Source organism: Nocardia mikamii NBRC 108933, assembly GCF_001613505.1.
In the GTDB taxonomy this organism is placed as follows: Bacteria; Actinomycetota; Actinomycetes; order Mycobacteriales; family Mycobacteriaceae; genus Nocardia; species Nocardia mikamii.
Genome location: NZ_BDCM01000028.1, coordinates 1 through 12,163, shown reverse-complemented (window position 1 = coordinate 12,163; position 12,163 = coordinate 1). Strand labels below are relative to the sequence as shown.

Annotated in this window: 9 protein-coding genes and 2 pseudogenes; 9 read left to right on the top strand and 2 right to left on the bottom strand. The window is 66.3% G+C overall.

What is annotated here, in order from left to right; translation table 11 throughout:
* Nucleotides 1-38 precede the first annotated feature (38 nt).
* On the bottom strand, nucleotides 39-617 hold the full coding sequence (locus tag NMI01S_RS32720) for a recombinase family protein (protein ID WP_063002617.1): 579 nt from the start codon (nucleotides 615-617) through the stop codon (nucleotides 39-41).
* Between the two features lie 1,341 nt (nucleotides 618-1,958).
* Here NMI01S_RS32720 and NMI01S_RS35225 point away from each other — a divergent pair.
* From NMI01S_RS35225 to NMI01S_RS32680, 8 genes and pseudogenes are all read left to right on the top strand, one after another.
* Nucleotides 1,959-2,192 carry a hypothetical protein gene (locus tag NMI01S_RS35225; RefSeq protein WP_157126493.1) on the top strand — a complete coding sequence of 78 codons (234 nt, stop codon included), beginning with the start codon at nucleotides 1,959-1,961 and terminating at the stop codon, nucleotides 2,190-2,192.
* Nucleotides 2,193-2,469: 277 nt separating this feature from the next.
* Nucleotides 2,470-2,787 (top strand): annotated as a pseudogene (locus NMI01S_RS36650) (AAA family ATPase); the annotation flags it as partial.
* A 105-nt stretch (nucleotides 2,788-2,892) separates the two neighbouring features.
* A complete protein-coding gene (locus tag NMI01S_RS36140) occupies nucleotides 2,893-4,518 on the top strand; it encodes a hypothetical protein (protein ID WP_501193601.1) in 1,626 nt (541 codons plus the stop codon).
* Between the two features lie 408 nt (nucleotides 4,519-4,926).
* Nucleotides 4,927-5,820: a phytanoyl-CoA dioxygenase family protein gene (locus NMI01S_RS32700; RefSeq protein ID WP_063002613.1), complete on the top strand. Its 894-nt coding sequence runs from the start codon at nucleotides 4,927-4,929 to the stop codon at nucleotides 5,818-5,820.
* A complete protein-coding gene (locus NMI01S_RS32695) occupies nucleotides 5,817-6,869 on the top strand; it encodes an NAD(P)H-dependent amine dehydrogenase family protein (RefSeq protein WP_157126492.1) in 1,053 nt (350 codons plus the stop codon). Before NMI01S_RS32700 ends, NMI01S_RS32695 begins: the two co-directional genes overlap by 4 nt.
* A gap of 85 nt (nucleotides 6,870-6,954) precedes the next feature.
* Nucleotides 6,955-8,172: a PucR family transcriptional regulator gene (locus tag NMI01S_RS32690; protein ID WP_157126491.1), complete on the top strand. Its 1,218-nt coding sequence runs from the start codon at nucleotides 6,955-6,957 to the stop codon at nucleotides 8,170-8,172.
* A 156-nt stretch (nucleotides 8,173-8,328) separates the two neighbouring features.
* A pseudogene (locus NMI01S_RS32685) lies at nucleotides 8,329-8,833 on the top strand (recombinase family protein); the annotation flags it as partial.
* Between the two features lie 96 nt (nucleotides 8,834-8,929).
* Nucleotides 8,930-9,475 (top strand): hypothetical protein, encoded by a 546-nt coding sequence (locus NMI01S_RS32680; protein ID WP_157126490.1) that lies wholly within the window; start codon nucleotides 8,930-8,932, stop codon nucleotides 9,473-9,475.
* 150 nt (nucleotides 9,476-9,625) lie between these two features.
* Here the strand turns inward: NMI01S_RS32680 and NMI01S_RS32675 are convergent, their stop codons facing one another.
* The gene (locus NMI01S_RS32675; protein WP_167669980.1) at nucleotides 9,626-10,504 is read right to left on the bottom strand and encodes a pentapeptide repeat-containing protein; all 879 of its coding nucleotides are present in this window, start codon (nucleotides 10,502-10,504) and stop codon (nucleotides 9,626-9,628) included.
* A gap of 445 nt (nucleotides 10,505-10,949) precedes the next feature.
* Between NMI01S_RS32675 and NMI01S_RS32670 the strand changes: the two genes are divergently transcribed.
* Nucleotides 10,950-11,423 carry a hypothetical protein gene (locus NMI01S_RS32670; protein ID WP_063002608.1) on the top strand — a complete coding sequence of 158 codons (474 nt, stop codon included), beginning with the start codon at nucleotides 10,950-10,952 and terminating at the stop codon, nucleotides 11,421-11,423.
* The last annotated feature ends 740 nt before the right edge of the window (nucleotides 11,424-12,163 follow it).

The following is a 12,163-nucleotide window of genomic DNA, read 5'->3' as shown; positions in this document are numbered from 1 at the left end:
TCGCTGCCGCTCGAATTCTGATGCGGGGGCATTGCCGCTCAGGCAGTCGTGGCCGCCGCGTCGAGAGCGGCTTTCACTTCGCCGTGCACGACCGCCAGGCTCACCCCGACCCCACGGGAGATCTCGCGTAGTGACTGCCCCTCGGCGTGACGGGCGAGGATCGCGCGGCGCTTGTCGGCGTCGACGACCCGCGGCCGGCCGCCCTTGCGTCCACGCCGGGCCGCGGCGTCGAGGCCGTCGCGGGTCGTGCGGGCGATGTCGCGGCGCCGGTCCTCGGCCAGCGCGAGCGCCAGGTCCAGGATGAGGCTGCGTTCGGTGTGCTCGCCGGAGGCGATCCCGTGCAACACTTTGACCGAGATCCCTTGCTGGAAGAGGTCGTTGAGCACGATCAGGCCTTCGAGCAGGTTGCGGCCGAGCCGGTCGGCTTCCTGCACGGTGAGCAGATCTCCGGGGCGAAGGTAGTCGAGCGCGGCCTGCAGGCCGGGCCGGTCGGCGACTTTGAGTTTGCCGCTGACCTTCTCTTCGAAGACTTTCACGCAGATCGGATCGAGATCGTCGTGCTGGCGCGCGGTCTCCTGTCGGCTCGTGCTGACCCGGACCAGACCGACCAACGCCATGAAAACCCCTCCACCCGTTCGGGAAACGTGTTCGACAATCTGGTGCGAGACTACCGGAATACGAACGAGTTTCCGAACACCCGCGCCTGCGGGTCCGTTCGCACGGCCGTCGAATCGGCAGGTGTTCGTTAAACGGCCGTTTTCCGAACAGATCGGCAGCGATCATTTCCCCCATCCAGTGCAGTGTGGCACGTATCACATGGAAGTTCTGAAAGGTCACGAGAGGCGCCCGGGAGGAACCGGAGATACCTTCACGATCACTGAGAAGCACTCTCGAAATCTCGTGGACGGGGTTCTCTGACACAGGGTTTCAGAATCTGACGCTAAGATTGCCGCAGCGGAGAAACCGCCTCAGCTACACCGAGTACCACCTCTCCTGAACGTGGGGGTCCGGAACCGAGAAGCCGGGACCGGCCCGTCAGAGCGGCCGGACCTCCCCCGGCTTCCGAGCAGGAGGAGGTGAGTATGGGTAAGAGGCGAAAGCGGTTTCGTCGCTACGACGAAACTACGAAAGCCGCCACGGACGCAATGTCCGCGGCGGCCTCGATGATCAAGCTTGCGACCGCTGTGATCAGATTCGTAATCGTCATGCACGGATGGCGGTAACCACCACCGAGCCGGAGCCATCGCCCTTGTCAGGAGGGCGGTGGCTCTTCGTGTTTCTGTCTGTCTGAGAGCCACACCAGATGTGTCACCCAAAAAAATGAAACACTGCTCGAAGTATAGTTCACGGCTGTCCGTGGAACATGTTTGACGGCACTGCTCAGCCGCTAGCTGCAGTTTCCTCGCGCGGCAGCCTCGGTGCTGGCGGTCACGAATCCGGAGAGCCACACCGACTGTTAATCGGCAGGTTTCTGGTCCGGGGCGGCTGTGAGCCCTACCTCGGGGGCGCTCCCGGTACATGGTGGCGACCTTGACGAGGAGGGGGATGGGCTCGACCTCTACATCCGGCAGTTGGTCAGCCCATCGGAGGAGCAGCTCGGGATCGACCAGAAGCCGTTGAGCCACAGAGACGTCGTGTTGCTGGGGTTCGGTGACGACGTCGGTTCCCCTCCCGGGCGGTGAATCGCGCTCGTGGCGGAAATTGTGGGTCACACCGGTGACGGTGAGAGCCAGGTCCAGTCCGTCGAGAACGTCGAAGTGGAGCTCCTCACCCACGCGCGGCAGGTACGGGCTGGTCACTCGAAGCACGAACAGGGATGTGGCCTCGTCGTAGAGGTAGTCGTCCGGCGTCGGCACCTCCACCACGACTCGGTACCGGCACGCGGCCGGGGAGTGATCCCGACTGTGAGGTTCGGTGCTGTTCACTGCGCCAGTATCAGCCAACTAAGGCGAGTGTCGGTGGGCGACTTCATAATCGGCGGCATGGCCTTCATCGTGCACACAGCCGAAGATGCGAGTCCCGCAGGGCTCGAGATCGGCGACGACGACAGTTTCACCATCTACAACTCCGGGGTCTTGAAGGTCCAGAGCAAGGCCTACGGCACGCGCGTCTACTCGCCAGGATTCTGGCAGCTCATCACATACCGGCAGCACCGCGACCATCAACGCTCGATCTACGGCGCCGAGGGCTGACCGAGTCCGGACGCGATCGCATCGGTCGGGTGGCACCGGCACATCGAACTGGCCTGCTCACAGGCAGACAAGACGAGAGGGCTCCTCCGAGCGACTGGTAGGAGCGGTGTAGCGCGCCGAATCCTGGTACCAATTCGGCGTGCAAATTCCTGTTGTATTCGCGGCTGGTGCAATTCAGCGTATTCCCGAAGTTCAGTAACTCAGTAGTTCCGCCGTATAATTCGAGACGTAAGAATCCGAAGCGAGGGTTGACCTTCGCGCCCGCTGGCACGGACGCGAAGGCCGAGGATGGGCCGCCGCGATCGGCCCGATCACGCTGATCGTGATCGACGAGATCGCCAAAACCGGTACCCTCACCCTCGACAAAGCCATCGTCTGGCTCGCCGAGCACGGTGCGACGATCCGCGCCATCGGCGACGACCACCAGCTGTCCTCCGTCGCCGCCGGTGGAGTCATCCGCGACATCATCGACACCGCCGGCGCGACCGAGCTCACCCAGGTGATGCGATTCGCCGACCCCGCCGAATCCGCTGCCTCCCTGGCTCTTCGGGAAGGGGACCCGGCTGCGATCGGCTACTACATCGACCATTCCCGCGTGCAGGTCGGCGTTCTCGGCGACGTCACCGAACGCGCCTACCAGGCGTGGGCCGCCGATACCGCCGCCGGTCTGGATACGGTGCTGCTGGCCCCGACCCGCGACATGGTCCGCGCCCTCAACGCCCGCGCCCGCACCGACCGCCTTACCGCCGCCGGAGGCCTCGACGGCCCGGAAGTCGAACTCGCTGACGGGCTCTCAGCATCGGCCGGGGACCTCATCACGACCCGCCGCAACCACTACAAGCTGCGGATCTCGTCGACCGATCACGTGCGCAACGGCTACCGGTGGCAGGTGCGGACCGTTCATCCGGATGGCCGGATCACCGCCGCCCACATCGGATCCGGACGCCGGGTCACCCTGCCCGCCGACTACGTCACCGCCCACACCACCCTCGGCTACGCGGGAACCATCGACTCCAGCCAAGGCCTCACCGTCGACACCAGCCACACCGTGCTCACCGGCCGCGAACACCGCGCCCAGCTGTATGTCGCGATGACCCGCGCCCGCGCCGGCGCCTACGCCTACCTCGGCACCGCCGGCGGCGGAGACGAGCACTCCGCCTACACCTACAACGCGATCCACCCACCGACCGCGGTGGATCTGCTGACCGACATCCTCGGCCGCGACGGCACCCGAACCAGCGCGGCGACCGCCGCCCGCGAAGCTGCCGATCCACGCCGACAGCTCGCCGGTGTGGTCGATTCCTACCTCGACGCCCTCGGCGCCGTCACCGAATTCCACCTCGGGCCCGACCGGATCGCCGAAATCACCGCCGCCGCCGAACGAATCGCGCCCGGAGTGACCGACGCCGACGCGTGGCCGGTGCTGCGCCAGCACCTGGCCCTCATCGCCGTCGCCGGACGCGACCCCATCGACGAACTCGCCGCCGCAGCCGCCGCCCGCGAACTCGGCACCGCCGACGACATCGCCGCCGTCCTGGACTGGCGACTCGATCCCACCAGCCACCGACCCGATCCCACCGGCGGGTCGCTCGCGTGGGTTCCCGCCGTACCCGACGCCCTCACCGATACGCCGGAAGCCGCGTACCTGTGTGAGGTCTACGACGTGATCCACCAGGCCGCCACCGACATCCGCGCCACCGCCGCGGCATGGGATGCCGATTCGGCGCCGCAGTGGGCGCAACCGCTGCTGGCCGCCGACCGCGACCTGGTCGCCGACCTCGCGGTGTGGCGAGCCGCCCAGCAAGTGCCCGACCACGACCGCCGGCCTACCGGCCCCGACCGCTTCCCCGCCGCCGAACACCGCACCCAGCAGCATCTTTCGCGCGCGGTCGCCTCGGCTGTCGGTGACCTCGAAGGTCCCGCCCGCCGCTGGGCGGCCTTGGCCGGCGAACTCGACGACCGCCTCCCCCGCGACCCGTACTGGCCCGTGCTCGCCGAACGCCTCGACACCGCACACCGCGGTGGCCTCGACATCGACCAGGCCCTACACACCGCGATGGCCCGGCCGCTGCCGGACGAGCAGCCCGCGGCCGCGCTGCGGTGGCGGCTCACCGAACAACTCGACGCCCACCACGACATCGGCATCGCTGATCAGCCCGAATCCGCACCTGAGCATTCGAGCGGCAGTGACGCCGACGAATTCCTCGCCGCCGCTGGCCTGCTCGACTGGACCGGCGAACTCACTGCCGCCCCGGATCCGGCCGACCTCGATCTGCCCGGCACCGAATTCCCCGGCGCCGACCCCGGTTACGACCTCGGCCTGTAGGAACGCGAAGGATGCGGTCTCGAAGGGCTGCCGCGCCCTCCCCTCGGCGGGGAGGGCTTGCCACTGGTCTACGGGCGAATACTCCGTAGGCCGGTGGTTGTCAGGCAGCGAGATCCGCATGGGGCGGATCGTTATCGTCCGGATCAGGGGCAGGTGCGTCCACCTCGGGCTGACCCGCATCCGGATCGGACGCCGGCGACGCCGTGGTTCCTCGTCGGAACACCATCCCATTGACGATGTCGCCGACCCCGTGGTGGAGAAAGCGCCTCCACGAAGTGGATCACCTGATAAAGTCGCTAGAACAAGTCAACTGATCGTGTAGCCTGGCCTGCGTCGACGCCGAGGCGCTCGATCAGCCGCATCACCGGTGGCGACCACCGAACCAACCCATTTCAGAAAGGCAGCGCGATGCGCACTCTGACCACTCTCGATCCCACTGTGCCGGTCGAGGAGGCGGTCGCTGTTGTCGAACGCGACGGCGGCGTCATCATCCGGGACTTCTTCGACCGCGAGACCTTAGGCGAGCTGCGCTCCGAAATCGACGAAGTCTTGGCCGCTGTCCCCTGGGGCGAAGACGATTTCTCAGGACACCGCACGAAGCGGCTCTACGGCATCTTCCAGCACACACGCCATGCCGCCACGGCGGTGCGGCACCGTCACTACGCCGGAATCGCCTCGCACTTCCTCGAGCAACCTCAGCCGATCTGGATCGGAGAGGACAACGTCGAGCTGGCGCCCAACTACGCCGTCGGCGTCAGCTCGATCATCGACATCCACCCGGGCGAGGGCGCGCAGCCTCTCCACCGCGATGACGCGGTCTGGCAGTGGCGCCACCCCGAGGGCTACCGCCAAGCGCGGGTCCAGATCATGGTCGCGGTCACGGAATTCACCGCCGAGAACGGCGGCACCATGGTGGTTCCCGGCAGCCATCTCTGGGGAGATGACCGCGGTCCTCGCGCAGACGAGGCCGTGCCGACCGTCATGACCGCCGGCTCCGCTCTGATCTGGGTCGGCGGGACCTTCCACGGCGGCGGTCCCAACGCCTCGGACAGCAACCGGATCGGGCTGACCATCGGGCTCGACCTCGGTTACCTCCGCCAGGAGGAGAACGCCTACCTGACCTACCCGACGGAAGTCGTGAAGACCTTCGACAAAGACATCCAGCAGCTCCTGGGCTGGTCGACCTGCCCTCCCGGCACCGGTTTCGTCGCGCATCGGGGAACCATGGCCGATCCGATCTTCCTGCTCGACGAAGACAACGCCCAGATCGCCAACCCGTTCGAGCAGTTCGACAACGCATGATGCGCGCTGATCCGCCGGAGCTGGAGGTGGTGGTCGTCGGTCTCGGCGCCACGGGTCTCGCCATCGTCGAATCCCTCGTCCCCCGTGCGGATTGCGCGCTGGTGGGGGCGCTGGACATCCGGCCAGCGCTCTCGGGCGTCGATCTGGCGTCGCTGGTCGCGCACGCACCCGCGGTGGCGGTCGTCTCGTCGGCCGAGGAGCTGCCGCGTGCCGATGTGGCCGTCGTCGCCACGTCGTCGTGGCTGGATGGAATCGAGCCCACGATCACGGTGCTCCTCGAGCGGGGGATGAATGTGGTGTCCATCTGCGAGGAGCTGCGCGAGCCGAGCCTGAGCCACCCCGAGATCGTGGCTCGGCTCGACCGGGTCGCGCGGGAGCACGGCGTCTCCGTGCTGGGCACCGGCTGTAACCCCGGCATGCTCATGGACACGCTGCCGCTGGTGCTCAGCGGGCTGACCACCGAGGTCCAGCGCGTGGCGGTGCGCCGGACGGCGGATATGAGTCGCTACGGCGCCATTCTGCAGAAGTTCGGCCTCGGGCTCACCCCGGACGAGTTCGACGCGCGGCAGCGGTCGGGCCGGGTGATGGGGCATGTCGGATTCGACCAGAGCATCGCCGCGCTGGCACGTGGCCTCGAGTGGACCCTCGACAGCATCGAGGTGGACCCCGTGGAGCGTCACCTCGTCGCCGCCGCCGACAGGGCGGGCGAGCACGTCGCCGTCCCGGCCGGCACGGTCGCCGGCGTCGTCCATCGGGCGCGGGGTATCCGGGCCGGCGAGCCGGTCATCGAATTCGCCACGCACTTCGGCATTTTCGAGGCCGACGACCCTGTGGCCCGCGGTGACTCCCTCACCATCGTCGGCCGCGAGCAGACGATCGAGGTGAGCGCACCGGGCGGCTACGAGAGTTTCCTGTCGACAGTGGCCATGGCCTGCAACGCGGTGTCCGCGGTCGCCGCGGCCGAACCCGGCTTCCGCACCATCCTCGATCTCCCGGTGTCCGCCCTCGCCAGCAAGGGCGCCCGCGCGAACCAGGAGAAAGCGAGGTAGCCGGTGGCGGCGTTTCGGCCGCCTTCGCGGGGGAGTGCTCGCCATACGGCCCGAGGCCGGGATTCCCGCCACCTCCAATTGTCGAGTGCCCGGCGACGGACGCGCACCCGCGCGCGACGAGCGGTGGCAGCAGGTGATCGAGCGGGCACACGCCCGGACGGCCGGCCTGGCCGCCACACTAGAGACCGATGATCTGCTGCCACGCTCCATGCTGGACGCAGACTTCGTGCCGAGTGTCCAGCTCAACGTCGCACTGTTCTTCCGGTCGCTCACCATGGACGACGAGCTGTCCCGGCAAGACACACGCCCGCTCGTGGAGCGGGCACTGCGACTGATCCGCGACGGCATGCCCCTCGAAGAGATCCTGACCAACTACCGGGTCGGCACCGCGTTCCTATGGCGCCAGTCCATATCCGCCCTCGAAATCGATGAGTACACGCTGCTCCCGGAACTCGGGCTGCGCTTGACCAACTACCTCAACCTGGTAGTTGCGCACATTGCCGCCGCACTGGTCGAGGACAGTCGGCAACCACGCTGGGACATCCTGGAACGACAAGGCGAGATCGCCGCCGACCTGCTCGCCGGACGCGAGGTCAAATGGACCGGCGCGCCCGAAATCCCCATCGCGGAAGCGTTCCTGGTTGCCGCGGTACGGGTCGGAGAACCGGCGCCTGGCACCCTCACAACTATCCGTAATCGGCTCGGACTGCTTCCGGGTACCTTCCTCTACCGAGACAACGGTGGCTGGATCGCGCTCGTCCCTCGGCGCCCGGTCGACGAAGGCGACCCGGCAGCGGCGCTGGCTCGCCGAATCGGGTTGCCCAGCAGAGCCGTTCAGCCCGGATGCTGGATCGGCGTCGCGACCGCACTCACCCGCGCCGATATCCCCCGGGCTTACACCGAGGCGCAAACCGTCGCCGAGACCGCCCGCGCTCTGGCCCGGCCCGAAACCATCTGCACCCGAAGGCACATGATGTTCGAATACTCCGTGGCTGCAGGCGGCGCCACGCTCGCGGCCCTGGCCGCGCTGCTCGATCCGCTCGCCGATCATCCCGCGCTGCTCGAGACGCTCGATACGTTCATCGACAGCGAGTTCAACCACAGCGCCGCCGCCCAGGCACTGTTCATCCATCGCAACACGGTCACCTACCGGCTCTCCCGCATCGCGGAGCTCACCGGCTACGATCCCTCGCTGCCCAGCGGTGTCTCCACCCTCATGGCCTCGCGGATCGCCCAGCGCATCGTGACCTACCCCGCTCCCATCACAGACCCACATCGCCGCCGCCCCGACCTGCCGAACTGAGACTGCGCGAACGGGTTATCCCCGATCGTGGGGGATCGGCAGTGGGGTCGGCCTGTGACCGAGGGAGGACTTCCTCGGCCTCGAGCCCGGAGTCGAATCGCTGCGCGAACTGCGCTCGATCGTCGACGCGCTGCGCGAGGACAACGAATTCGATAACTTGACGGCGTCGACGTCGAACGCACCTTCACCGACAAGCCTCCAGGAAGGACTCGGCGCGGCCGAAGCTCGCCGAGACGCTCGCGTTCGTGCGCGACGGCGACACGGTGATCGTGCACTCGATGGACCGCCTGGCCCGAACCTCGACGACCTCCGTCAGATCGTGCGAACCCTCCCCGCCAAGGGAGTGCGGGTCGAATTCGTCAAAGAGAGCCTCACTTTCACCGGCGAGGACTCGCCCATGGCTACCCTGCTGCTGTCGGTGATGGGCGCTTTCGCCGAATTCGAACGCGCCCTGATCCTCGAGCGTCAGCGCGAGGGCATCGCCGCGGCCAAGTCCCGCGGCGTATACACCGGCCGCAAACCCGCCCTCACCACCGAACAAGCCACCCAGCTCCGTGAGCGCGCGGCGGCCGGCGAATCGAAATCGGTGCTGGCAAAGGACTTCGGGATCAGCCGCGAAACCGTCTACGCCTACCTGCGGTCCGCGCCGGCCACGAGCTGAGAGCCCGGCAACCATTCACGGACCGGCGAATTCGACCGGGCACCGCAAACTGTCGACAAGCCAAGCGGTGTCCAAAGATCCTGCGATGATGGGCGGATGCACGGGTGGGACATCCTTGCCGCTGAAAGTGGCGGCAGCAGTGCGGCATTGACGATCGCTGTGGGACTGGCCGCACCGGTAGCCACGATTATCGGTGCGCTCATCGCGGCGAGCGCCTCCCGAGCGAACACCGAGAAGTCGCTCGGTGATCAGCTGACCACCCTGGCCGGGCTGATCGAGAAGCTGAACGCGCTACCCGAAAACGCCTCCAACAGATCGGATCTGGAACGAGCCGTGCACGACCTCCGGACAGCTATCGACAGGCGCAAGGACCTCCTCGCCCGGCGAGAACAATTCTGGGAGCTGGTCAGGACCGCCGCGTTCGTCGAAGCTGTCGCCACCCCGGTCGTGCTCGCGCTGTACGCCCGCACGGGCGGAGTCGAAACAGCCCTGCACGACCCGCACTTCTGGTGGTGGACGATCGGACTCACTCCCGGATTGATCCTGTTCATCGTCCTGACCGAGCCCAAGAAGTACAACCCCTTCCCGACCTCGCCCACGAGGTCATCGGCCGACGACAAGAAACCCGACACGAAGCCGTAGCGCAGCACTGCCTGCAGGAATCCGCCATCACAATCCGCGACGGTTCTCGACACGATTCACCGACAACGAAGTGACCGGCCGACCTGGGCGCCATAACGCCCTGCGGACAGTGTCGGGAAACCGATCGAATTACGACACCCCGTACACGTATTAACGTGACGGAGGGGGCGTGAAACCCTCCGGCCATTTCATCCATTCGCCGTACCGTATGCCGGTCAGCTTCGCGTGTTCCAGGTTCGCGCTCTGCAGATCCACGTCGGTCAGGCGCGCATTGGTCAGGTCCGCGTCCCTCAGGTTCGCGTCGTCCAGCTGCGCGTCTTCCAGGTGCGCGGTGAACAGGTCCGCGTGTTCCAGGTTCGCGCCGGTCAAGCCGGTGAGGGACAGATCCGCCCATTCCAGGTTCGCCCATGCCAGGTTTGCACGGTCCAGGTGCGTGATGCCCAGGCTCGCGCCGGTCAAGTTCGCGTGTTCCAGGTTCGCGCCCCGCAGATTCACCTCGTCCAGGTGCGCATCTCTCAGGTTAACGCCGACGAGACAAGTTCCGCTGAGATCGGGTTTATCTACCAATTGTTCCCGGGAGGAGTCTCGTCGGCCGATCACCGTCATCGCGACCTGGATGTCGACAGGCGCCACCGCCGACTCTGGAGGTGTGGGGCAGTTGTTGACAGGGGCTTGGGTGCGTACGAATGCCGTCAGGACTGAGTACACGGTCGCATGATCTGCCGGTGAGTCTTTGGCCAGGCGTTCGAACAGGTAGATACCGGCGACACGGACATTGATCTTGTCCGAGGAGAGTTGTTCGGCGGCCAGACGGAAACGATCTGTGGCCGCAGTCTGCTGGGACGTGTCGAGCTGGGTGTTGGTGGCGTGCAGCGATTGCCCGGTGAACCACAGAGCCCCAGTGGCCGCCAAGGCCGCCAGCAGTGTGCCACCCCCGCTTGCCAGGGCGGTCACCCTCGTCCACGCCGACGTCGCCGCCGAACCGGACGTGTTCGACTCTGCGGCGGAGGGCGAATTCTGCTGTGTCACCACAGGTTCTGGTGGCGCCGCCGGTTCAGCAGGAGCGGAAGGAACCGGAGGTGATGGCCGATGCAGTGTCCGCCCTCGGCCTGCGACCAGCCGCTGCCGCCTCGCGTGTGGTCTTCCCCCCGTTGCCATCCGAGCCCGCCCTTCCAACGGTTGCGCTGTTGTCGGTGTCAATGATGCGCCTAGGTCACGCGCGCCCCACTCAAGTAGGGCCGACTGCGTCAGTGCCCCAGGGCATCCCAGACCGGGCCACACCCGAAACGAAACCAAATTCCGAGACCAGCCCACAAGCGACTTTGAAGCGCCGACAACTGCGCACACATGCTGTCTCGAATCCAAGGTTTCGAGACAGGGTGAGGCCGGGCGGAGGCTCTGGCGGAATCCTATGGTGACCTAGTGCATTCGCAATCGAGGACAGGGAGCTTCGTGTAGTCGATAATGGGGTGCTATGGGGGGAGACCTGGTTGGTTTGGCCGTCGCAGGCATCGGCGTGGTCGGCACGTTCGGGGCTGCCGTGGCCGCGCAATGGGCTGGGATCCGCAGCAAACGCGTTGAGGCTGAGATCCAGCGCTCTCATCTCTCCGAACAGCGAGTTGAGAGCGCCAAGCAGCAGCAAAGTGAAGAAAAGCGTTCTGTCTATTCGCATTTCAACGAGTCCGCGCGGAACTACCGCACCGCATTGCATGACGGTGTGCGAGCGCTTGAGCGTGGTGCAGATGTCGATGTCGAAAGGCTTGAGGCGGTCCGCAGCCAGTACCAGGAGATGTATGCCCGGGCCCAAATGATCGTCACCGACCGACTGTTGACGATTGCCTCTGAGGTGGACACTGGACTGGGGAATGCCTATCGGGTTCTGCACAACGCCGTCCTCGGGGCCGCGAATCGGGAAGCCATTTCCAGGCTGCATCGGGTGACTGGATGATTCTGCGATCGCTGCGGTGCAGCTACTCCGCCAGGCGCTGCGAGAGGACCTGGGAACCACATCGGCCATCGTCGAGCTTGATGCGAAACTCGAAGCGCTGCAGAGCGCGCGAGCCGAAGACCTCGACGCGGTCGATCCCCCTTCTAGCAGGTAACAGCGTCGCTTAAGCGTGTCTCATCTCTCGCGGCCGCGGCCGCAAGTCGATGCGGGTTTCGATCTGGCCTGTGCGCCTGGGATTCTTACGCCTGATCCAACTCGTCAGTCCTTGTCGGGTTCTGGTAGTAACCGGCGAGAAAACAACACATTTGGGCTTGCCCCAGATAACGGGGCCGCTTCGTGCGCGACTGGCACGCTGTTGCCGCAGGTCGGCAGGTGCGCTGTTTCGGAATGACCTCCGATTCCGCCCACTTATCGGAGGCCAGAAGCGCGCTGGCACTCCGTTTCCGCTTTGACGGTTGACCATGAACCACGTTTCTCACTGCTTCGCAGACGGCTCGAGGTCGTTGGGTGGGGCATTTCGGCGAGCCCGGTCGGGAGATTCGGTGAGCGCAGTCACCGTGCCGCCGCACATGGGGGGTATGCGGCGGACGGGACTGGTGGGCGCTCAGGCGGCGGCGTACCCCAGTGCGAGGGCGGCAACGACCGGCACCAGATACAGCAGTGGGTAGGCGATGTGTGTGTAAGCGCGGGCTCGCAGCACTGTGGCCACGGCCCCGAGGAAGTACACGATCAGGCCGATC